The organism is Acinetobacter halobius, assembly GCF_044130335.1.
In the GTDB taxonomy this organism is placed as follows: domain Bacteria; phylum Pseudomonadota; class Gammaproteobacteria; order Pseudomonadales; family Moraxellaceae; genus Acinetobacter.
In genome coordinates, this window is record NZ_JBIQOD010000001.1 from 205053 (window position 1) to 228345 (window position 23293).

Here is a 23293-nt window from a genome sequence, read left to right on the forward strand (position 1 = left end):
TAATGTTTGTGCCGAAATTTAGTTTTATTTGGGCTGACCACTTTTGAGTCAGTCTTCTCTCTTTGAGGAGTAATCATGTCGCAGCGATCCCGAGTGCTGCCAGGATTTGGTCTTTCTCTAGGCTTTACCCTAGCATATCTGTCATTAATTGTTTTGATTCCGTTGTCTGCCGTTTTTATTAAATCCTTAGGCATCGGTTGGGATGGTTTATGGGAAATTTTAAGCTCAGAACGCATCTTAAAATCTCTACAGCTCAGTTTTAGTGCTGCATTAATTGCTGCGTTTATTAATGTTGTCTTTGGTTTATTACTAGCATGGTGCTTGGTTCGTTATAGCTTCCCGGGCAAACGTATTGTCGATGCTTTGGTCGATTTGCCTTTTGCCTTACCCACTGCGGTTGCAGGTATTGCACTGACTTCTCTTTATGCGCCTACAGGCTGGATTGGTCAGTATCTTGAGCCTTTAGGGATTCAAGTGGCATACACTCCAATTGGGATTACTCTAGCCCTTATTTTTATTGGTATTCCTTTCGTAGTTCGTACCGTCCAACCTGTACTGAGCGACTTGGAAACTGAGTTAGAAGAAGCAGCATCGGCATTGGGTGCAAACCGTCTGCAAATTGTCACGAAAGTCATTTTTCCGATTTTATTTCCAGCACTTATCACGGGTTTTGCTTTGGCATTTGCACGTGGGGTCGGTGAATACGGCTCGGTGATCTTTATTGCAGGCAATCAGCCTTTCAAAACTGAAATTGCGCCACTCATGATTATTTCGCGTCTAGAAGAATATGACTATGCAGGTGCAACCACGATTGCTGTCGTCATGTTAGTGCTGTCATTCGCTATTTTATTCCTGATTAACTTGTTACAGGCATGGGCCAGCCGCCGCACAGGGAGAACTGCACGATGAATATCAACAGTAATGCACTGGCTGAAAAACTCCAATCGCGTGATGCGACACGTGAACCCACTTGGGTTCGCTACACCCTGATTACTATTGCTCTGCTGTTCTTTCTGAGCTGTTTGATCTTACCGCTGATTTTGGTGTTTGTTGAAGCCTTTAAACAAGGTGTGGGCGTCTATACCCAAGCCTTGGTTCATCCTGATACATTATCTGCAGTCAAACTCACTTTATTAACTGCTGTGATTGCGGTTCCACTGAATGTGGTATTTGGTGTTGCAGCAGCATGGTGTGTTGCCAAATTCAACTTCCGTGGTAAATCAATCCTAACCACGATTATTGATATGCCTTTTTCTGTGTCACCTGTTATCGCAGGTTTAATGCTGGTGTTGATTTTCGGTACACAAGGTTGGTTTGGCGGTTGGCTCATGGATCATGACATCAAGATTCTCTATGCTGTTCCTGCCATTGTATTGGCAACGATCTTTATTACTGTTCCTTTTGTAGCACGTGAGCTGATTCCTCTAATGGAAGCTCAGGGAACTGAAGAAGAAGAAGCGGCGATTGTCCTTGGTGCATCAGGCTGGCAAACATTCTGGAAAGTCACTTTACCGAACATCAAATGGGGCCTGATCTACGGCGTCATTCTATGTAATGCCCGTGCAATGGGTGAGTTTGGTGCGGTATCTGTTGTTTCTGGACACATTCGTGGTGAAACCAACACTTTGCCATTGCACGTTGAGATTCTCTATAACGAATATACTTTCAGTGCTGCTTTTGCTGTGTCTTCACTGTTGGCGCTATTAGCGATTGTAACGCTTGTTTTAAAAACATGGGTTGAGCTACGCCAAGAAAAGCAAAACAAACAAAATGATTCAACCGTTTAAAGGAATGACCTCATGAGTATTCAAGTTAAAAATATTGAAAAACACTTTGGTGCATTCCATGCGCTGAATAACATTTCCCTCGATTTTCCTGATGGTCAATTGGTTGCGTTACTTGGCCCATCAGGCTGTGGTAAAACCACTCTACTCCGCATCATTGCAGGGCTTGAGTCTGCAGATGGCGGTCAAGTCATCTTAGAAGGTGAAGATGCGACCAATGTCCACGTACGTGAACGTGAAGTCGGTTTTGTATTTCAGCACTACGCATTGTTCCGCCATATGACTGTGTTTGAAAATATTGCTTTTGGCCTTCGTGTACGACCACGTTCAACACGTCCTTCTGAAGCTGAAATTAAAAAACGTGTCACACGTTTGCTGGATCTAGTCCAATTGGGCTTTTTGGCAGATCGCTACCCTGCGCAACTCTCTGGAGGTCAACGTCAACGTATTGCGTTGGCACGTGCTTTGGCTGTTGAACCACGTGTACTATTACTGGATGAACCTTTTGGAGCACTAGATGCCAAAGTACGTAAAGAGCTCCGTCGTTGGCTACGTACACTGCATGATGAATTACATATTACTTCCATCTTTGTCACCCATGACCAAGAAGAAGCACTTGAGGTTGCAGACCAAATCATCGTAATGAACAAAGGTAATGTCGAACAAATTGGATCACCACGTGAAGTGTATGAAAAGCCTGCAACGCCGTTTGTATTCGATTTCCTTGGTCAAGCAAACCGTTTCGAAGGACAAAATAATGCAGGTACAATCCAGATTGGTGAAGACCGTATTCAATTAGACAGTTTACGCAATGCACCATCTGGTGAAGTCATCGCCTTTGCCCGTCCAGATGAATTACGTATCCATGCGCAGCCTCAAGACAATGCCATTCAAGCAACCTTTGTTCGTGAATTATGGATTGCAGGAAAAGTAGTTGCTGAATTACATGATCGCCAAGGTAAACTGATTGAAATATCACTCACGGCAGAAGAAGCAAGATTACACCAATTTAGACCGAACCAAACGGTATGGTTAAGCCCTTCTAACTTACATTTATTTGCAAAACCTGCGGCTTAAAACCAAGATGAAGGGGCATGTTGAATGCCTGCTTCATGATAAAAGAGATCCAAAATATGAACTTTCAACAACTTAGAATTATTCGGGAAACGGTGAGACAAAATTTCAACCTTACCGAAGCCTCTGCCGCACTGTACACCTCTCAGTCAGGCGTCAGTAAGCATATTAAAGACCTAGAAGATGAATTAGGTGTTCAACTGTTTATTCGTAAAGGAAAACGCTTACTCGGTTTAACCGAACCTGGTCAAGCCCTACTGGGTATTGTTGAACGTATGTTGGTCGATGCCGATAATATTAAACGTCTTGCAGATGATTTTAATCGTGTCGATGAAGGAACATTAACAATTGCAACAACGCATACACAAGCACGTTATGTATTGCCGCCTATTGTTAATCAATTTAAAAAAGAGTTTCCAAAAGTTCATCTCATTTTGCAACAAGCGAGCCCTGTAGAAATTACTGAGATGCTTCTTCAAGGCGAAGCCGACATTGGTATTGCGACTGAATCACTCACCGCAGAAGATAATCTGGCCAGCGTACCGTTCTATAATTGGCAGCACAGTATTATTACCCCACAAAACCATCCACTGGCAAGCAAACAAAATATTAGTATTGTAGACTTGGCGGAATATCCACTGATTACTTACCATGGTGGTTTTACAGGCCGTTCAAAAATTGACAAAGCTTTTGAAGATGCTGGTGTAGATGTTGACATCGTCATGTCTGCTCTAGATGCCGATGTCATTAAAACCTATGTCGAACTCAACATGGGCGTTGGTATTGTCAATAATGTAGCCTATGATGTTGAACGCGACTATCGTTTAAAACAAATCCCAACCGATATTTTTGGTCTCAACACGACATGGATTGCCGTGCGTAAAGGTCACTTACTACGTGGTTATGGCTATGAATTTATTTCACTCTGCTCACCAGATGCGGATATTAAAGCACTGAAAAGAGTTGCTTATCCAGAAGACTAATTTATTAATACTTTCAAAAAGAGGCTAACGAGCCTCTTTTTTCCGCTAAACGCGTACATTTCAAGTAAATATAGTATATGATTTAATCGCTTGATAAAAAAACTAATGAGCTCAAACAATGAAAAAGAAACTATTGAGCCTCCCTTTACTCTGTTTATATTCCTCAAAATTATGCTTTGCTGCTGCTTTTGAACTGTCAGGTCAAACCATACAACCTTTTTTTGAACCTAAAAATTATGCTGAGTTTTCTCTTGCCTACATCCAGCCACAAGTTTCTGGCCAAGTTCAGCATAGTGAGGCATTACAACAATTTGGTGTAACTGACTTTTCAACAGGAAATTTTAGTAATAAACAAGTAATGATGGGGGCTGCATTAAAATTAGAACTCAACCCTCAAGTCAAATTTGCAATCATTTATGACCAACCTTTTGCTGTAGATATCGACTATCGTTACCGTCCAATCATCTATGGAGAAAAACATGAAATCGAAGCAGCCAGTATAAATTTTAAGAGCCATAACCTAACTACACTTTTAGGCTATCAAATCACGCCGAATTGGGATGTTTATGGAGGACTAAGCTATCAAAGTCTTGAAGGTTCTTTAAACATGAAAGGCAAAACATATTCTGTGTTTGATGGTTATGATGCCGATTTTAAAAAAGATGAGGGTCTGGGCTGGTTAGCAGGTATAAGTTATCAGATGCCAGAGTATCATTTTAGAACATCTTTGACTTATCGCTCCCCCATCAAACATCAACTCAGCACAACCGAGTCTATCGAAATTGGTGTTAGCACACCCGATACAACACATATAAAAACGCCCCAATCAGTCAATTTTGATTTTATGACGGGGCTACCCTATCAGAATCTTTTGTACGGTAGTGTGAGATGGGTCAATTGGGAAGAATTCGTCATTCATCCCCCCAAATTTGAAGCTGTCATTGATTATGCTGCAATATTCTACCCGGAAGTGAAAGATATCAAACTGATTAGCTATAAAGAAGATCAATGGTCTACAAAACTTGGGCTTGCACATTTATGGAATGAGAAATGGATCAGTGCATTAGAGTTACTGTGGGACTCTGGTACCAATAACCCTGCATCTACGCTTAATCCAAGTGATGGCTATAAAGGAATTGGGCTTGCCGGCATGTACAAATTGCGACCTGAATTGAATATTGCAATGGGTCTTTATTATTTTCATTTCGATACCCCAAAAGCGCCCAATGATTCAAATCCATTTGAAAGTATAACAGGGCTTTCAGCACTCAATGATAATGATGCATGGGCCATTGGTATTCGTTTTTCCCATCATTTTTAAAATGAAACAAAATAACTAAACATAAAAAAACGAGCCTTGGCTCGTTTTTTTATGTCTTGGATTACCAGTGGTAACTGACACCCAATTTTGCAACTGGAAGCCATTTATATTTATCATCATTGGCAATCTTGCGTGCTTCATTATCTGCAGCTGTTTGACCTGAAGTCGAACCACCCACTTCAACCAAACCAGTCGAGTTCAAATCCACAGATGGATTACCAGTGTAGTAAGCACCAACTTCACCAAATACACCCCAGTTTTGATTAATCTTAGGAGCTAAACCAAAACCTAGATATGGAGCAATATCATTTTTATATGATAAAGAACCATCTACAGAACCACTACCTGATGGCGCATAAAAATTCTGACCATCAATCTTAATTGTATCGTTTGAGTTGTTCAGACGTTTGGTTAAGGCATAATCATTATCAATATAACCTACACCAGCAGCAACATATACGCCTTGAGCCCATCGGTTTGTACTTGCACCCCACGGACGAATTTCAGCATTTAAATATGCAAGGCTGTTATCCATATCCATGTCGTATTTTGTGCCGTCGATAGACAAATCATCAGACCATGAAATATCACCACCGTTATAACCTAAAGCTAAACCCACGTATGGGTTTGCTGTCCACAATAAAGCACCGCCGTAGCCTGTTGTACCCACTTCAGCACGGACGCCTGTAGGAATGAGTTTATTTTGGTCAAAAGCATAGCCATCTTTTACGACAGCATCATCAGCAAAAGCTGTACCTGCAACCGCTGACATTGCAGTTGCGATTGCAATTAAACGTAATGATTTCATGTTTTTCTCCTCTAAAAAATAAAGATTTTTTACATCATTTACCATTTTTTGATGAGCCCATCTTAAAACAGCCCCTGACTGTTTTTTATTCGAGATTTGCTCAGTTTTTGTTATTTTTTGATACATTTTAAGCTTTATTGTTGTTGTAAATAACATTTATTTACTTAATTTTTCAAACCCAACCAGCTTAAATGCCTTATTTCCAATCATTCATTATTATTTCCGATCCTATGCTGTTTTTTCATCTATTCTCCGCACAATTTAGTGTAAAATCAGGAAAATTTTTTTTCTGGAAGGAAGATCATGTCTCAGCTTTCAACAATTATTGAACAAGCGTTTGAAGACCGTGCGAATTTTACAGCAGCGGACTGTTCTGCTGAAGTTCGTGCAGCAGTTGAAGAAGTCATTGCTGGTTTAGATAATGGGACATTACGTGTTGCTGAAAAAATTGATGGCGAGTGGGTTGTTCATCAATGGGTGAAAAAAGCCGTGCTTTTATCATTCAAACTAAATGATAACAAACCAATTGAGTCATGTGACCTTCAATTCTACGACAAAGTAGATACTAAATTTACAGGTTGGACTGAAGAACAATTTAAAGCGGCAGGCGTTCGTGTTGTTCCGCCAGCAGTTGCGCGTAAAGGTTCTTTCCAAGCGAAAAACGTAGTGTTAATGCCTTCTTATGTGAACATTGGGGCTTATGTAGATGAAGGTACAATGGTTGACACGTGGGCAACTGTTGGTTCATGTGCTCAAATTGGTAAAAACGTTCACTTATCTGGTGGTGTAGGTATTGGTGGTGTTCTTGAGCCACTTCAAGCGAACCCAACAATTATTGAAGATAACTGCTTCATCGGTGCACGTTCTGAAATTGTAGAAGGCGTGATTGTAGAAGAAGGTTCTGTGATTTCTATGGGCGTATTCATTGGTCAATCGACTAAGATTTATGACCGTGCAACTGGCGAAATTCACTACGGCCGTGTACCAGCAGGTTCTGTTGTCGTTGCAGGTAGCTTACCTTCTAAGTGCGGTACTTACAGTCTATATGCTGCAATCATCGTGAAAAAAGTAGATGCGCAAACGCGTTCTAAAACGAGCTTGAACGATTTATTACGCGACGAATAAACTTTTATTCATCTTGTTGCGGAGCTAAAGTTCCTCATCTCTACGGTTAAGACTAGCCGTAGAGATTTTTGTTTTTCTAACCTGTGGTTTAATTTTGCTATGAATACGCTTCGATCTTCTGCTATCCCTGTTTCTGACCCTTCTGCGGGTCTACGTATCACGGAGATCTTTTATTCTTTGCAAGGCGAAGCCAATACCTCTGGACTTCCAACAGTTTTTATTCGTTTAACAGGTTGCCCGCTTCGTTGTACCTATTGTGATACCACTTATTCATTTGAAGGTGGTGAGCGCCAATCTTTAGATCAGATTATTCAAACCACGCTTGGTTTTAAAACCCCTTATGTCTGCGTGACAGGTGGTGAACCCCTTGCACAGCCCAATGCCTTGCCTTTAATGCAACGTCTTGCAGATCTTGGCTGTGAAGTTTCTTTAGAGACCAGTGGTGCTTTAGATGTGTCTAAGGTTGACCCACGTGTTTCAAAAGTATTAGATTTAAAAACCCCAACTTCAGGTGAAGTTGCACGAAATTTGCTTTCGAATCTGGACCATCTAACCCAACACGACCAAATCAAGTTTGTGATTTGTAACCGTGAGGATTATGAATGGTCAAAACAGCAAGTTGAAGACTATAAACTCAATGAAAAAGTCAGCACAGTATGGTTCTCTCCTGCTTTTGCAGTTGAGAAAGGTGCTGCTCGTTTACCTCAACTTGCGCGTGACTTAGCGCAATGGATATTAGAAGACCATCTCCCTGTTTGCTTCCAACTCCAACTCCACAAGTTGCTTTGGAATGACGAAACTGGTCGTTAATGCATTGCCTATTCATCTTTAATTTATATTTGGAGAAATTTGTATGCGCCCTCGTGCCATAGTTTTGTTATCTGGCGGTTTAGACTCAACAACTTGTTTAGCATGGGCGCAAGCACAGTATGACTGTACAGCGCTCAGCTTTATGTATGGTCAACGCTCAACTACCGAGCTGGACGCTGCACGTGAACTGACAAAAAAAGCAGGTGTAGAACATCGTGTTATTAATATCGACTTAGGTAATTTAGGCGGTTCTGCGTTAACAGACCATAGCATTGATGTTCCAGATCATGAACAAGTCGGTATTCCTGTAACTTATGTTCCAGCACGTAACACAATTTTCTTGTCTTATGCATTAGCAGCAGCAGAAGTTTTAGATGCTGAAGCCATTGTGATTGGTATTAATGCTGTTGATTATTCAGGGTATCCAGACTGTCGCCCTGAATTTATTGAGGCATTTGCCAATATGGCTCGCCTTGCAACCAAGGTTGGCGTTGAAGGAAAACCTCTTAAATTTGAAACACCTCTGTTACATTTATCCAAAGCAAATATCATTCGCTTAGGTATAGAACATGGCGTAGACTATAGTCAAACGGTGTCTTGCTACCAAGCAGATGACCAAGGACGTGCATGTGGGAAATGCGACAGTTGCCGTCTTCGTAAAGAAGGTTTTGCAGATGCTGGCGTAGAAGATCCGACACGTTATATACCGTAATAACAAGGTACAGTTTATGAAAAATTTAAAATCAAACATTTTGCTTTCTACATTGGTGTCTGCAGCTGCATTGTTCGCAACAGCTTCACATGCTGCTGAATCGAACAAACTACAAGAAGCGTATAAAAGCACCAATGTAAAATCTGCATTGATCAATGTTTGTAAAGAAGAAACTGGGAAAAGCAAAAAGCTTAGCGCAGCGGAAGTAAGCAAATACTGTACTTGTGCAGTTGAAGCAGATGGTAAATTGACCAATGCACAAAAATGGGAAATCCAAAGTGCAATTAATCAAAAGAAAAGCCCATCTACTTTAGCTTTTGTACAAAAACAAAATAAAGACCTTCAAACATGTTTCGGTCCACAGTTAACAGGCAAATTAAAGTCTTTAACTGAAGAAGCAATGAAAGCTGCTCCGAAAAAATAATTCACAATATGTGAATGAAGCCTGCTCTATGCAGGCTTTTTTATATGCTCCAAAAGATAGAATATTTAAATATGCTTGTTGAATGGAATACAAACGTACAAGACCGCAAATTTGTTGCTTCTTACAGTGGTGGTAAAGACAGTAGTCTGGCTTTATACAAAGCCATACAAATGGGTGAAGCCATTGCATTGATTGTCATGTTAGAAGAGCAAGGCCAAAAGTCACGCTCACACGGGATGTCACTCGATATTATTCATGCGCAGGCAAAAGCAATTGGGCTTCCCATCTACAGTGCCTCTGCAACGTGGCAAGACTATGAGAACCAGTTCATTCAACTGCTACAAAAAGCTCAAAGTTTAGGTGCAGAAACATTAGTCACAGGTGATATTGATTTAATGGCACATGCCGAATGGAATCAATCCGTTTGCGATAAAACTGAGCTCAGTTTATGTATGCCACTGTGGCAACGCCCACGTTTAGACATTGTGTATGAGTTTATTCGACTCGGTTTTCAAAGTATCATCGTTACAGTCAACTTAAATTTAGGGATGAAAATTGAGGACTTAGGTCAAGCGCTTAGCCTTGAATATATTGATGCATTGGTTGCAAGAGGCATTGATCCATGCGGCGAAGCGGGTGAATTCCACACCACGGTGATTGATGGCCCAATTTTCAAACATCCACTTTCAGTCGTTAAAGGTGATATTCTGTATCACGAAAATTATGCCTTTTTACCACTTGAATTAGAACAGCGCGACATTTAAGGATAGAACATGACTGATACGATCCAACTTCCAAATCAGAACTTTCCAGCGACAACAGGCAACGTAAACTTAACTGAAGTACCGACTGAATGGCTGATTGTGTATTTTTACCCGAAAGATTCAACACCTGGTTGCACAACTCAAGCCGTTGGTTTTTCATGTTTAAAAGATCAGTTCGATGCCCTGCAAACCACAATTATTGGTATTTCACGTGACTCGGTTAAAGCGCATCAGAATTTTACAGAAAAGCAGGCTTTAACCATTAATTTAATTAGCGACAAAGAAGAAGTACTGTGTAAACACTTTGATGTGATTAAAGAAAAAAATATGTATGGTAAAAAAGTGATGGGCATTGAGCGCTCAACGTTTATTTTTCATAACGGCAAAATGGTGAAAGAATATCGTAAGGTGAAAGCCGCGGGGCATGCGGAACAAGTTTTAGAAGACTTAAAAGCATTACAAGCTTAATCCACATCAGCCCGCAAATGCGGGCTTTGTTTTTTGTGATTTTTTATTGATAGATTTTATTGCACACGCTTTTCATTTCACAAGCAGTGAAATGGCGATTCCCCACATCACCAGAGCAATGATCGCATCGAGGACATTCCACGCTTTCGGATTTGAAAAAATGGGAGTAAGCATACGAGCACCATAGCCCAAAGCAAAAAAGAATAACCAAGACGCACACACTGCCCCTAGGGCAAAGTACGCAGGTTGCTCAAACTGTGTTGAAATTGAACCCAGTAAAATAACTGTATCTAAGTACACATGCGGATTAAGCCAAGTCAGCGCTAAACACAGCAAAATAATATTTAACAGCTGATACTTTTCAATGGCACTTGCTTCCAAGCCCTGCTGTGATTTGAAGGCCCGTAGTAAATGTTGAAATCCATAACAAAATAAAAAAAGCGCCCCTGCCCATTTGGCAAACTGAATAATTTCAGGATAGTGCTGAAGCACTTTTGAAAAGCCAGATACACCCAATACAATTAAAATCGAATCTGATAATGCACAAACAAAACATACCCAAAAAACAAACTGCTTTTTGAGGCCTTGTTTCAGCACAAATGCATTTTGCGCACCAATAGCAATAATAAGACTCATCCCGACTGCAAGCCCTTGCATATATGTACTTAACATTTTGACTTTTCAACTTAATTGATAATGTCAGGATTATCTTTCATTTTTGATTAAATTAAGTATTATTTAGAAAATATCAATATAACTAAAATATTTTTAGTTTTAAGTGAGTCTCGATTATGCTCAACCATAAACAGTGTGATGCATTTTTAGCAGTAGCAGAAACAGGAAGTTTTGACCTTGCTGCCGAACACTTATGCATTACCGCTTCTGCCGTCACTTTACGTGTACAAAGCCTAGAAAAAAGTTTGGGACATTTATTGATTGTACGAGAAAGACCCTGCCGTCCCACCCAAGCTGGACAATCGCTGTTACATTACTTGCAGCATAGTCGTCTGCTAGAGCAAAGCTTCATTCAGAACCTTACTGGTCATATAAACACCTCTGCTTTTTATCAGATCAACATTGCAACCAATGCCGACTCCTTAGCCACGTGGCTTTTACCCGTGTTACAGTCAACATTGATTGATGAAAAGATTGTGGTACATTTTCAGGTCGATGACCAATCACAAACTCACCATTTACTTGAAGCTGGTTTAGTGAATGCCTGCGTGACGGATGAATCTCAAGCCATGAAAGGCTGCATGGCCGAATATCTTGGGAATATGAACTACCGTTTTGTTGCAACACCTACTTTTACACAGCAATGGTTTGACCAAGGTGTCAACCGAGAATCATTACGTGCTGCTCCTGCCCTAATCTTTAATGCAAAAGATGTGCTCCATACGGCCTATATCCAACAAAAATTCGGACTTAATCCAACTCAATATCCACATCACTTTATTCCATCTTCCAGTGCATTTTTTGATGCGATTACCTTAGGACTCGGCTATGGCTGGTTACCTTACTATCAAGCCAAGTCTTGTTTGGAAGAAGGCTCATTGGTTGAAGTGGATCCTCAGCTCAATATTGATCAACCTTTGTATTGGCACCATTGGAAACAGCAGTCGGTGCAATTAAATGTGCTGACAGATATCTTGGTGAAAAAAGCACACGCAGAGATGAATGAGCAAAAAGTTAACTCAGAATTCTAAGCCACGCAAGCTATTGCACTTTCCACTGGCCTGACAGTTGAATATTCACTTTTTCACCTACACCACCAATCGCTTTTTTCATACCGAAATCACTGCGGTTAATCATGGCTGATGATTGAACGTCCAACAAATTAGCAGTATTTGCATTCGGTTTTAGCGTGGTACTAAATGTGACAGGTTTGGTGATGCCGCGAAGTGTTAAATTCCCAGCAATATTATATTTTCCCCCACCCAAATCTTTAAAACTGGTACTTTTGAACGTGGCTGTTTTGTATTTGGATGCATAAAACAAATCTTCACCCAAAATCATATTTTTCAATGAAGGCTTGCTCAAGCTTAGGCTATTTACATCCATAACAAAATTTGTCGAAGCATGCTGTGGTGCTTTAGCATCAAACTGCATGCTGGATTGCACACGATTGAACTTGGCTTTTACTACAGTCACACCTAAGGATTTAATTTCAAAGCCTACATTGCTTTGTGGTGTCAACGTCCAAGCTTGAGCTTGCGCGTGTGTACTACAGGCAAATATAACACCTGCAATCATCAAGGTATTTTTAATGACAGTATTAGATATCGTCTGTTGTTTTCTATCCATTGCAGTTGGTCCTCGTCGAAATATTTTTATTCGACTGAGAACCTTAGTCTAAATTCGATGTGTCCTGAGTTAAAAATTTGTGTTGCAACTGTTTATAAATTTCACTTTGTTGGAATTTATGTAAAAAATCACTCGTCCCTAAAGGAAACGCTTGTTCTAAAATTTCCCCACGATAGTAAGCTTCACGAACAGGTGTAGCAGACATCGCATCTTGCAGGCTATCGAGTTCTACCATTTCCCACTCTGGAAAAAGCTGTAAATAATATGATGAATCGTCTTTAAAATGGCCAATGAGTCCAACTTTAGCATCAGGTGTGACTACATGATTCACTAATTTCTTTACCAGTTGCACCCATTTAACATCATTATAAACGTCAATTACATGTACAAAGTGAATCCGTTTTTGATGCGCTTCTGAAAAGTTAGATAAAATCATTTCTTCACGTTCAGCCGCTAAGAATGGATTTTTCGTATTTCGTTCATTTTGCGCAGAGCCTAAAGCCAAAATGACATTTTGACTTTGTTCCAAAGCAATCTTGATGGTTTGCATATGTGCCAAGTGAAATGGCTGGAAACGACCAATGAATACGAGATAATCAAATGTATATGGCATAAATCTTTTACTTTTTTATGAACTGATCAGTTATGTCGATCATAAAATTATGCGACATAATGAACCCATAAAATTAAATCAGACTTTCAAGCAAGGATAGTACGATGACACTGAGCTGTATTCAACAACCTCATCAACATTTGAATGCAAAATTAGATAATGGTGTACTGACATTAGCCATTAATCGTCCTGAAGCAAAAAATGCATTGTATAGCGAACTTTATTTGTGGATTGCAAAAGCTTTAGATGAAGCAGATCAGGACAATAGCGTTCGTACCGTGATTCTACGTGGTGAAGATGCAGACTTTACCGCAGGCAACGACATGCAAGACTTTATGAAATCTGCGGCGCAAAAAGGTCAAGCACCAGCATCTGAAGGCCCTCCATTTATTTTACTCAAATCTGCAGCGAAGTTTTCTAAACCATTGATTGCTGCTGTACGTGGCGTGGCGATTGGTATTGGGGTAACGATCTTATTACATTGTGACTTGGTGTATAGCGACAACACTGCCCTATTCCAAATTCCATTTGTCAGCCTTGGCTTATCTCCAGAAGGAGCTTCAAGCAAATTATTGGTTGAACAAGCGGGTTACCACAAAGCTGCGGAATTACTGCTGACCGCTCAGAAGTTTGACAGTGCAACTGCAGTTGCTGCAAATATTGTGAACAGTATTGAAGATGATGTATATGCAGTAGCAGCTAAAAAAGCAGCACAATTGTCTGCTTTACCTTTAGCATCCTTGGTTAAGTCTAAAGGCCTGATGAAACATAATGTGAATGAAATTGTAGCTTGGATTGATCATGAAGCTGAAATTTTTATGGATCGCGTTGGTTCGCCTGAAATGATGGAAGCTGTAGCAGCATTTATGCAAAAACGTAAACCTGATTTTTCCCAGTTCAATTAAGGCTTTATAACTTGACTGAAAAAACCACTACGTTTATTAAAACGCAGTGGTTTTTTTACTTTTAGTCCCAACATATTTTAAAACCCAATCTGGAAATACTTCTTATGTCGAACACTACAGAAAAAAAACGCTATTTTGAGCCCGCGCCACAAGACATTGATGTTGAGAATTTTAAAAAAGTCATTCAAAGTCGCCGTTCTGTTCGTAAATTTACGGATAAGACCATTCCAGCCGAAGTACTTGATGACTGTTTAGATTTGGCACTACTTGCACCAAATTCATCTAACTTACAGCCTTGGACTTTTTATGTGGTGCAAAATCCAACGAAAAAGAAACTATTGGTTAAAGCTTGCCTAAATCAGCTTGCAGCAAAAACAGCGTCAGAACTGATCGTGTGTGTCGCACGTACTGACCGTAATGATGAAATGGCAAAACGTAACATTACAGAGTTCCCTTTCCCTGAAGCCCCTGCAAGTGTACTCAAATATTACAAGTTTATTCCTTATAACTATAAAACAGGTTACTTAAATGCGTTAGGTAACTTTAAGAAAGTTGCTTTCAAAATCGCACGTAGCTTAGACAAACAACTACCCGTAACCACATTTAACCAAGCAGATACAAAACTTTGGGCAAGTAAAACCACAGCTTTGGCTTGTGAAAACCTTGTTCTAGCTTTACGTGCCTATGGTTTTGATAGTTGTATGATGGAAGGTTTTGATGAGCCTTTGGTTCGTAAAATTTTGAATCTAAACGAGCAGCAATATCCTGTGATGGTGATTGGTGCAGGTGAGCGTGCGACCGACGGGGTGTTTTTCCCGCAGTATCGTTTTGATCGTGAGTTATTTATTCAGAAGGTTTAAGATTAGTTTTCTCAATGGAATCTTTTCATTAAAGTTTTAATTTCAGGATTAACCTTCGGTTCGACCTACTTTTCTTTCGGGAAAAGTAGACAAAACCATTGTCATTCGCAAAACTCGTTCTATTCCGTCGTTTATCAATTTAGTCGCAGAAACTTTATCTGATAAATTAAGTCCTGCCTCAAACAGTTGCGAATGCCGTTAACGTGTATCAAATATATTTTTAGGTTCATCATTAAAGTACATCGACCATCTGAATAAACTCAAAAGCGGGTTCTTCATAGGGATGACTAAATTTTAAAGCCTTTGCCACAGCAGATGCCTTTTCCTCTGGAACAATGGTTTCCACCCGCCACTCTGGAATTTTCTCCAAAGCATCCAACTCACCTATAAACGGATTTGCGCCTTTTACAGGTTTAAACTGGCCTGTACCTAGAACCTGCCATGCGCAATGTTCATAGTTTCCTATACCACCTGCCCCCGCTTCAAAAATCGCAAGTTTTGTGGATTCAAGGTGAGATTCAGGGACATAGTAGATGAGTTTGAGCATTAATAATACCTTTTTAATTAAAATCAGTTACTTGTATTTAATATCACGCATGCTATATTAGTATAAAATATAGACAACATAGATTTATGACTACCACCTATACTTATGAACTAGCTAATTTTGTTTGCAAATTTAATTCATATAATTTAATGGATATGCTTCATGAAGTTGTTATTCCAGCATTTACAATAGAAGATACGTGGAAAGTAAAACGAGGGAATTTTTTCTTTCAATCAACTCAAATAGTAGAATTACCAAATCAATCTGAAAAGACATTTGCAGTAATCGGAAGATTTATTCGAGATACTAAATTAACAAGTACTCAGATCTATGATTATGAAACTAAAGAACTAATTTCTCAGAAAGATTCCATCCAAACTTCACCATCTGCGTTATTTGTACTTATTTTAAATAACCATCGTTTGATATATTTAAAAGAAACCCCTCATGCTCCAACATTAGAAATGTTTAAAGAAACATGTCAAACATTTTTTAGACGACAAACTAGAATTCATATTGAATCTCTACTTCAGGACTCACGAAAAGATTTTATAGTAAAATATGGATTACCTGATATCCATATCACTCCATTAAACACAAAAGAAAGCTTAGAAGATTTTTTGACACAATATAAAAAAATTCAAAGCATAAAAATTACTCTTAAGAAAAGAAATGATGAACTTCAATTTAAAAATGATTTAATTAAAAGAGCACAATTGAAATCAGATGCTATTCAAAGTAGCAATACGACCCTTATGTTTAGTAATAAAAAGAATGGTTTAAATTTTGATGAAACATTAGATCAACTCAGCGAAGCTACAGAACAAGGTAACCAAGGTATTCAAATTGAAGGGGTCAATGCTAATGGAGATTTAATAAAAGGCAATAATGATAAATTCAAAGTTATAAAGACAATTAAAGACATCAGCTTAGATAATATACTTTCTACTGGAAAAAAATTATATGGTTCATTTCTTAAACTCACTTCGCAAAAGGAGATTATTGTTCCTCCAACTAAGCCTGCGGTTATAGAGCAACTTAAAACTCTAGAACAACGAAAGAGCACACAGAAAAATGACTGAAAATAAAAATGTAGAAATGTGTAACGAGCTATTAGATGAAAAAAATTTATTTGATGTATACCTGACTTCAAGAAAAATTCCATTTTCCAATACAAACATCTTTTTGCTAACAATATTTAGTATTCTTTCATTTTCTTTAAGCTTAGGTATTAATAGCAGTGAACTAGCAGAGATGATCCCTACCATTTCTGCCAGCCTTATAAGTGTAATTCTTACAGTTCTTGGATTTCTTATAGCTGGATATGCAATTTTTTGTTCTGTAATGAATCATACTCTTTCTATTGAAATATATAACTCCAATACGAAACCTTTTGGTTTTTCACAATTAAAGTACTCACACCTGTTATTTATGCGAGTATTTTTCTATTATTTACTATATACAATGTTTTTAACTTTTATTATATTTTTTTCAAAATCTAAGATATTAGAACCACTTATTACAAACAAAATTGAGAATATTAATTGTTTCTATCATCTAATCAATTACTTAGTATTCAATATACTATTTATAGGCATTTCATTTCTTTTGCTTCAATTAGCATCATTTACATTTAATATTTATCACTCCGTCATGACTTCAATTTGCTTAAACGAAATTAATAAATAAACCGCCTGAAAAACTGTCCAACTTTATGGGGTCAGTTCAGTCAGTTCACATGGCGATTTTTTAATTATTAAAATCACATCTGCAACGCATAACCCAAAATCAAAAAGATCAATTGCAAGCTCAAAATCACAGCAAACAACTTCCATCCTTTTTTACGTAACGCAGACTTATCGACTGCTTCGTATGTAACTGTTTTAATCATGTCATCACCTCATACATGAGTGTTGATACTGAAATTGTTTAGTAATCCATCTTTTTTCTATTTTGCATGATATTTGTGCATTTATTACACAATATCACTTTCACACAAATATAAAAGCAAAATCTAAACCAACATCAGCGGGAGAAATAAAAATTTAAAAAACAAAAAAGACGATTCAATAAAAAAGCCACCCGAAGGTGGCTTTTAAAACACTGACTTCAGATTAACCAATGAACTTACGTGCATTGCGGAACATACGTAACCATGCACCGTCTTCAGTCCACTCTTCAGGCTTCCAAGAATGCTGTACAGCACGGAAGTTACGTTCAGGGTGCGGCATCATAATTGTTGCACGACCATCTTTCGATGTGACACCTGAAATCGCTTCTGGCGAACCATTCGGGTTCATTGGATAGTGTTGAGTTGGATTCCCTTGACTATCAACATAACGCAAGATCACTTGATGACCTGTATTTAATGCAGCCAAGTTATCCGCGCTTGTCACCACACGACCTTCACCATGTGCAACTGCGATCGGCAGGATTGAATCTTCCATACCTTCTAACAATACAGAGTTCGATTTTTCAACACGAACGTTAACTGCACGTGCTTCAAACATCTCAGAAGTGTTGCGATGGAAACGCGGCCAAGCTTCAGCACCCGGAATCAGTGGAGCCAATTGCGACAACATTTGACAGCCGTTACAAATACCAAGAGAGAACGTTTCATCACGGTTGAAGAATTTTTCAAATTGGTCACGAAGTTTTGGGTTGAACAAAACTGATTTCGCCCAGCCACCACCCGCACCCATGACATCACCGTAAGAGAAACCACCACATGCCACAAGACCTTCAAAGTCATCTAGGCTGATACGACCTGCAAGCAAGTCGCTCATGTGCACATCTACAGTGTTAAAACCAACTTTGTCGAATGCCGCAGCCATTTCAACATGACCATTTACGCCTTGTTCACGTAAGATCACCATGTTTGGACGACGTTCGTTGATATACGGTGCTTCAATTGGCTCATTCAAATCAAATGTAGGTTTTGCAATAATACCTGCATGTGATTTGTCCGTGATCAATGCAAATTCTTGATCCGCTGTTTCCACGTTATCACGTAGACGTTGAATCTGATGTGACACTTCAGTCCACGCCACTTGCAAGTCTGCACGTTCAAGCACTAATCCATTTACAGTCAACTGATCAGTATTGTTTACCGTACCAATCACCGCAATTGCATCACGTAATGTAGATGCCGAAACTTCGTCTGCAAGTGTTGCCCAATCAGATGCGCTGATTTGAAGCACTGCACCAATTTCTTCTGCAAATAGACTTTCAGTTGATTGATCTTCTAAAGCCACACCGAGACGTGCTGCAAACATCATTTCCGCAACAGTTGCAAGCAAACCACCATCACCGATGTCGTGGTACGCCTTAATTAAGCCACGGTTGTTCCAGTCCTGAACCAAGGCAAAGAAAGCTTTGAAGTCATCAAAACTATCCACATCAGGTGTCACTGAACCAATCGCTTTATAAACCTGAGCAAGGATCGAACCACCTAGACGGAACTGACCTTTAGAAAGATCAATACGAACCAGTACTGATTCTTCGTCTTTCAATTCAGGCGTTAAGGTTTTACGTACATCAGTTACAGGTGCAAAGGCTGTGATTACCCCTGACATCGGTGAAGTCACTGACTTGTCTTCGCCTTCATCATTCCAAGTAGTACGCATTGACAATGAGTCTTTGCCCACTGGAATTGCAATACCGAGTGCAGGACACATTTCCATACCAATGGCTTTTACACCTTCGAATAAAGCTTGGTCTTCACCTTTTTGCCCAGCCGCCGCCATCCAGTTTGCAGACAATTTAATGTCACTGATCTGGTCGATTTTTGCAGACATAATATTTGAGATCGACTCTGCAACTGATAAACGCGCAGATGCCGCAGGATTTAACAACGCAACGGGGGGACGTTCACCCATCGCCATTGCTTCACCTGTGTAACCTTGTAAGCTTGTTGTCGTCACTGCTGCATCTGCAACAGGAACCTGCCAACGGCCTACGAACTGATCACGTGCAACCATACCTGTAATTGAACGGTCACCAATGGTGATCAAAAATGATTTCGATGCAACCGTTGGGTTTTTAAGTACACGGTAAATCGCATCTTTCAAATCTGTAACTTTAGATGCATCAAAGTCATCGCCTTGACGTTCAATCGTTTCATACGAACGGCTCATACGAGGTGTGCCACCTAGCATGACTTGCATTGGCATATCCACGGCTTTATTGTCAAACAATGGATCGTTCACCGTCAATTGACGCGCTTCAGTTGCTTCACCTAAAACGGCAAACGGACAACGTTCACGCGCACATAATGATTCAAATAATTCTAAAGAACTTGGACGAATCGCCAACACATAACGCTCTTGCGCTTCGTTTGACCAAATCTCCATTGGAGACATACCCGGTTCAAGCGATGGGATCTTACGCAAATCAAGAATCGCACCCAGTTCGTGGTCATTCACCAGTTCAGGCATTGCGTTCGAAACACCACCTGCACCCACGTCATGTACAGACACGATTGGGTTGAAGTCTTCCATACGCCAGCATGCATCAATCACTTCTTGGCAACGACGTTCCATTTCAGGGTTTTCACGTTGTACAGAAGCGAAGTCTAGGTTTTCACCGAGTTTACCGCTGTCTACAGAAGATGCCGCACCGCCGCCTAAACCGATCAGCATTGCAGGGCCGCCGAGAACGATCAGTAAATCGCCTGGTTGAATCGCATCTTTTTCCACGTGGTCTGGACGGATGTTACCGTAACCACCCGCAATCATGATTGGCTTATGGAAGCCTTTCACATCGCCATTCACGTTTTGTTCAAAAGTACGGAAGTAACCATTTAACGCAGGACGGCCAAACTCGTTGTTAAACGCAGCACCGCCCAAAGGCCCTTCAATCATGATTTGAAGTGGCGATGCCATACGAGATGGTTTACCGTAGTTTTCTTCCCAAGGCTGTTCAAAGCCCGGAATATTTAAGTTTGAAACCGTAAAGCCTGTTAAACCTGCTTTTGGTTTACCACCACGACCTGTTGCGCCTTCATCACGGATTTCACCGCCTGAACCAGTCGCAGCGCCCGCAAATGGCGCAATCGCTGTTGGGTGGTTATGCGTTTCCACTTTCATGAGGATGTGAGCGGCTTGGCTCTTATACTTATAAACGTGGTGACCAGTCGCTTCATCTTTCTTCGGATAGAAACGCTGAGTATCAAAACCAACGATCACCGAAGCATTGTCTTTATATGCCGACAATACATCTGTTGGTGATTCTTTATAGGTGTTTTTAATCATTTGGAACAATGACAATGGCTGTTTTTCACCATCAATTGTCCATTCAGAACCAAAGATTTTATGACGACAGTGCTCTGAGTTTGCCTGAGCAAACATCATTAGTTCAATATCGTGTGGATTACGGCCGAGCTTGTTAAAAGCAGCAACCAAATAATCAATTTCTTCATCAGAGAGTGCAAAACCAAACTCAGAGTTTGCTTTCACTAAAGCGTCTTTACCCTGACCTAATATGTCAATTGCATTTAAAGGCTTTGGTGCAGTTTCAGAAAATAATGCAGCAGCGTCTTCAATTTGATTGAACACACTTTCAGTCATGCGGTCATGTAAAACTTGTTTTACTGCATCCGATACTTCAGAAATACCTTTTAAAGTAAACAAAACACCGCGTTCTAAGCGGTGTATCGGGGTATTACAGTTGGCAAAAATATCCGTTGCCTTTGATGACCACGGCGAAATTGTGCCTACACGTGGCGTCACAAGGACTTGAACTTCATCACTTGTCGCTTGGCGAACTTGGAAGGTTGCGCCATCATTTAATAGCTGCAAAGCAGATTGCTGTTGTTGCTCGTCGAGCGCTTGGTCGAAAAGGTAAACCCATTGGCTTTCTATTGATTGAACAGAACTAATAGACGATAGACGTGTTAAAAGTTGTGTTTGCTTAAAAGAAGAGTGTGCAGGTGCACCGGCAACGATAAACATGCTGTTTTTGGCTCCACGGGCAGGTCTAAACAACCTACCTCAATGTGACTTGAAGAGAGCGCATATTCTACTGTGTATTGCCAAAATCAGCTAGTCGTCTACGACTTAAAAAAGTGAGATTTCTTTGTTTTAAAAGATCAATTTACTTTGACTTTAAAAATCAAACATGATTAGTAACAAATGTTTTAAGGGATAAATTTCAAAGATGCCCGAGTTTTAGGCTTTGATTCGATTCTAAAAACCATTGTCAATTGATATTCGAGCTACAAATAACGAAGTCGACAGCCTCCTTGAGAACAAACAGAACTGCTTTAAGATGCTCTATTGATAAAAATTTAATACAGCATAAATTAAAAGACAACTTATGTCGCAGCCCTCTAGAGCTCGTCACACTTTTTTGGCATGATGAAGCCAATAACTCACTGAATAACGATAAATGATGCAAATGCGTTGGTTAGAACTGCTCTCAACAGTTCGTATTGGAAGTAAAAAACAAAACACAGAATTGGCACGTAGCCCATTTCACAAAGATTATGACCGAATTATTTTTTCTCAAAGCTTTCGCCAACTGAACCGAAAAACCCAAGTCCATCCACTAACTCAACACGATGGCATTCATACTCGTTTAACGCATTCACTCGAAGTCTCCTGCATTGGGCGCTCGCTCGGTATGCTCGCAGCAGAAAAAATCAAAGACGAACTACCAATGTGGATTTCTCCTGCCGATGTTGGAGCCATTATTCAAGCGGCTTGTTTAGCACATGATATTGGGAACCCACCTTTTGGTCATGCAGGTGAATATGCCATTCGTGAATGGTTTGATGATGCATCACACGGCAACTTTTTGGAGAAACTTTCCGCAGAGGAACAAGCCGATGTGCGTCAGTTTGAAGGCAATGCCCAAGGTCTACGTCTACTGACTAAAATTGACTATCATCCTAATGATGGTGGCATGCGTCTAACCTATGCAACGTTGGGAGCTTACTTAAAATATCCGTGGCTGTCGAAAACCATCGAATCACAAGGCGATACCCCAGCCAGTAAACGTGCCAAATTTGGCTGCTATCAAGCAGAAAAAGAAATCCTGCAACAAATCGCAGAGCAACTCGGACTGATTCAACTGGGTGAATATCATTATTGTCGCCATCCACTGACTTATTTACTTGAAGCAGCAGATGATATTTGCTACGCCCTGATTGACCTTGAAGATGGCATCATTTTAAACATGTTGTCTTATGAAGAAGTTGAACCGATTTTTTTAAGCTTACTTGGTGAATATAGTGCGCCAGTAGAACTCTCTATGCCAGATACCACGTGGCAGCAAAAAATTGCAGCGTTACGCGGACGGGTGATGAAACGTCTGGTTGAAGAAGTCACATCCGCTTTTGCCAAGCATCATTTTGAAATTTTAAGTGGACAACTGGCTGGCAGTTTATTGCAATACTGTGCTGCTGATATTGAGTTAGGCATTAACCGTGCTAAGGATTTAGCCCGCGATAAAATATTTGAACACCCGCAAAAAGCTGGTTTGGAAATTATTGCTCATCAAAGTTTGCAAAATATTTTAGATGCCTTTATTCCGCTCACTACACCGCATAAAACCTTAAGTTTTAAAGAGCAGCGCTTAATGGCCATTTTATGTCGTTCTGGTGCACACTTTGGCAGTAACCATTATGAAAATATCATGCAGGTCTTAGATATTATTTCTAAGTTTTCAGACCACCAAGCCTATAACTTGTCTCAGGAATTACAAGGTAATAAAGCAGGATTGATTTAAACCTCTCATCAGCATCCAATTTGATGATAAAACCATCAATCTCAACTCAATTTTTCGTGAGTC

Annotated in this window: 23 protein-coding genes; 16 read left to right on the forward strand and 7 right to left on the reverse strand. The window is 39.9% G+C overall.

Features of this window, described 5'->3' with window-relative positions; all coding sequences use genetic code 11:
- Positions 1–75: 75 nt before the first annotated feature.
- From cysT to ACE01U_RS01000, 5 genes are all read left to right on the forward strand, one after another.
- Positions 76–909 (forward strand): sulfate ABC transporter permease subunit CysT, encoded by an 834-nt coding sequence (cysT, locus tag ACE01U_RS00980; RefSeq protein ID WP_110975707.1) that lies wholly within the window; start codon positions 76–78, stop codon positions 907–909.
- The gene (gene cysW, locus ACE01U_RS00985; RefSeq protein ID WP_086210836.1) at positions 906–1787 is read left to right on the forward strand and encodes a sulfate ABC transporter permease subunit CysW; all 882 of its coding nucleotides are present in this window, start codon (positions 906–908) and stop codon (positions 1785–1787) included. Before cysT ends, cysW begins: the two co-directional genes overlap by 4 nt.
- Positions 1788–1799: 12 nt before the next feature.
- Complete coding sequence (locus ACE01U_RS00990) at positions 1800–2861, forward strand: sulfate/molybdate ABC transporter ATP-binding protein (protein WP_086210835.1); 1062 nt, start codon at positions 1800–1802, stop codon at positions 2859–2861.
- 56 nt (positions 2862–2917) lie between these two features.
- Positions 2918–3841 carry a CysB family HTH-type transcriptional regulator gene (locus ACE01U_RS00995; protein WP_086210834.1) on the forward strand — a complete coding sequence of 308 codons (924 nt, stop codon included), beginning with the start codon at positions 2918–2920 and terminating at the stop codon, positions 3839–3841.
- 118 nt (positions 3842–3959) lie between these two features.
- Complete coding sequence (locus ACE01U_RS01000; protein WP_395553067.1) at positions 3960–5162, forward strand: outer membrane protein transport protein; 1203 nt, start codon at positions 3960–3962, stop codon at positions 5160–5162.
- 61 nt (positions 5163–5223) lie between these two features.
- On the opposite strand, the gene carO is transcribed toward ACE01U_RS01000, so the two are convergent.
- A complete protein-coding gene (gene carO, locus ACE01U_RS01005; RefSeq protein ID WP_086208870.1) occupies positions 5224–5970 on the reverse strand; it encodes an ornithine uptake porin CarO in 747 nt (248 codons plus the stop codon).
- Between the two features lie 303 nt (positions 5971–6273).
- Between carO and dapD the strand changes: the two genes are divergently transcribed.
- The 6 genes from dapD to ACE01U_RS01035 all read left to right on the forward strand — a co-directional run bounded on the left by dapD (position 6274) and on the right by ACE01U_RS01035 (position 10273).
- Positions 6274–7095 (forward strand): 2,3,4,5-tetrahydropyridine-2,6-dicarboxylate N-succinyltransferase, encoded by an 822-nt coding sequence (gene dapD / locus ACE01U_RS01010; protein ID WP_110974588.1) that lies wholly within the window; start codon positions 6274–6276, stop codon positions 7093–7095.
- 99 nt (positions 7096–7194) lie between these two features.
- Complete coding sequence (gene queE / locus ACE01U_RS01015) at positions 7195–7905, forward strand: 7-carboxy-7-deazaguanine synthase QueE (protein WP_086208265.1); 711 nt, start codon at positions 7195–7197, stop codon at positions 7903–7905.
- A 43-nt stretch (positions 7906–7948) separates the two neighbouring features.
- Positions 7949–8617: a 7-cyano-7-deazaguanine synthase QueC gene (gene queC, locus ACE01U_RS01020; RefSeq protein ID WP_086208266.1), complete on the forward strand. Its 669-nt coding sequence runs from the start codon at positions 7949–7951 to the stop codon at positions 8615–8617.
- 16 nt (positions 8618–8633) lie between these two features.
- Complete coding sequence (locus ACE01U_RS01025; RefSeq protein WP_086208267.1) at positions 8634–9041, forward strand: hypothetical protein; 408 nt, start codon at positions 8634–8636, stop codon at positions 9039–9041.
- A gap of 71 nt (positions 9042–9112) precedes the next feature.
- Complete coding sequence (locus ACE01U_RS01030) at positions 9113–9805, forward strand: Dph6-related ATP pyrophosphatase (RefSeq protein ID WP_291374501.1); 693 nt, start codon at positions 9113–9115, stop codon at positions 9803–9805.
- A 9-nt stretch (positions 9806–9814) separates the two neighbouring features.
- Positions 9815–10273: a peroxiredoxin gene (locus ACE01U_RS01035; protein ID WP_395553068.1), complete on the forward strand. Its 459-nt coding sequence runs from the start codon at positions 9815–9817 to the stop codon at positions 10271–10273.
- A 72-nt stretch (positions 10274–10345) separates the two neighbouring features.
- Here the strand turns inward: ACE01U_RS01035 and ACE01U_RS01040 are convergent, their stop codons facing one another.
- Positions 10346–10945: a LysE/ArgO family amino acid transporter gene (locus ACE01U_RS01040; protein WP_395553069.1), complete on the reverse strand. Its 600-nt coding sequence runs from the start codon at positions 10943–10945 to the stop codon at positions 10346–10348.
- 119 nt (positions 10946–11064) lie between these two features.
- Between ACE01U_RS01040 and ACE01U_RS01045 the strand changes: the two genes are divergently transcribed.
- Positions 11065–11979 carry a LysR family transcriptional regulator ArgP gene (locus tag ACE01U_RS01045; RefSeq protein WP_395553070.1) on the forward strand — a complete coding sequence of 305 codons (915 nt, stop codon included), beginning with the start codon at positions 11065–11067 and terminating at the stop codon, positions 11977–11979.
- Positions 11980–11989: 10 nt separating this feature from the next.
- Here the strand turns inward: ACE01U_RS01045 and ACE01U_RS01050 are convergent, their stop codons facing one another.
- On the reverse strand, positions 11990–12577 hold the full coding sequence (locus ACE01U_RS01050) for a YceI family protein (RefSeq protein ID WP_395553071.1): 588 nt from the start codon (positions 12575–12577) through the stop codon (positions 11990–11992).
- 43 nt (positions 12578–12620) lie between these two features.
- Positions 12621–13190, reverse strand: coding sequence for a nicotinate-nicotinamide nucleotide adenylyltransferase (locus ACE01U_RS01055; RefSeq protein ID WP_119063647.1), 570 nt, complete (start codon positions 13188–13190; stop codon positions 12621–12623).
- 104 nt (positions 13191–13294) lie between these two features.
- Between ACE01U_RS01055 and ACE01U_RS01060 the strand changes: the two genes are divergently transcribed.
- Both ACE01U_RS01060 and ACE01U_RS01065 read left to right on the forward strand, forming a co-directional pair.
- A complete protein-coding gene (locus ACE01U_RS01060) occupies positions 13295–14095 on the forward strand; it encodes an enoyl-CoA hydratase-related protein (RefSeq protein WP_086208273.1) in 801 nt (266 codons plus the stop codon).
- A 104-nt stretch (positions 14096–14199) separates the two neighbouring features.
- Positions 14200–14955 carry a nitroreductase family protein gene (locus ACE01U_RS01065; protein WP_086208274.1) on the forward strand — a complete coding sequence of 252 codons (756 nt, stop codon included), beginning with the start codon at positions 14200–14202 and terminating at the stop codon, positions 14953–14955.
- Positions 14956–15187: 232 nt separating this feature from the next.
- On the opposite strand, the gene ACE01U_RS01070 is transcribed toward ACE01U_RS01065, so the two are convergent.
- Positions 15188–15502 (reverse strand): YqfO family protein, encoded by a 315-nt coding sequence (locus ACE01U_RS01070; RefSeq protein WP_110974583.1) that lies wholly within the window; start codon positions 15500–15502, stop codon positions 15188–15190.
- A gap of 86 nt (positions 15503–15588) precedes the next feature.
- Between ACE01U_RS01070 and ACE01U_RS01075 the strand changes: the two genes are divergently transcribed.
- Complete coding sequence (locus tag ACE01U_RS01075) at positions 15589–16584, forward strand: hypothetical protein (RefSeq protein ID WP_291374472.1); 996 nt, start codon at positions 15589–15591, stop codon at positions 16582–16584.
- A gap of 680 nt (positions 16585–17264) precedes the next feature.
- On the opposite strand, the gene ACE01U_RS01080 is transcribed toward ACE01U_RS01075, so the two are convergent.
- Entirely contained in the window at positions 17265–17393 is a 129-nt protein-coding gene (locus ACE01U_RS01080; RefSeq protein WP_004693854.1) for a KGW motif small protein, read from the reverse strand.
- Positions 17394–17616: 223 nt separating this feature from the next.
- Entirely contained in the window at positions 17617–21453 is a 3837-nt protein-coding gene (gene purL / locus ACE01U_RS01085; RefSeq protein WP_395553072.1) for a phosphoribosylformylglycinamidine synthase, read from the reverse strand.
- Between the two features lie 436 nt (positions 21454–21889).
- Between purL and ACE01U_RS01090 the strand changes: the two genes are divergently transcribed.
- A complete protein-coding gene (locus ACE01U_RS01090) occupies positions 21890–23230 on the forward strand; it encodes a deoxyguanosinetriphosphate triphosphohydrolase (RefSeq protein ID WP_086208278.1) in 1341 nt (446 codons plus the stop codon).
- The last annotated feature ends 63 nt before the right edge of the window (positions 23231–23293 follow it).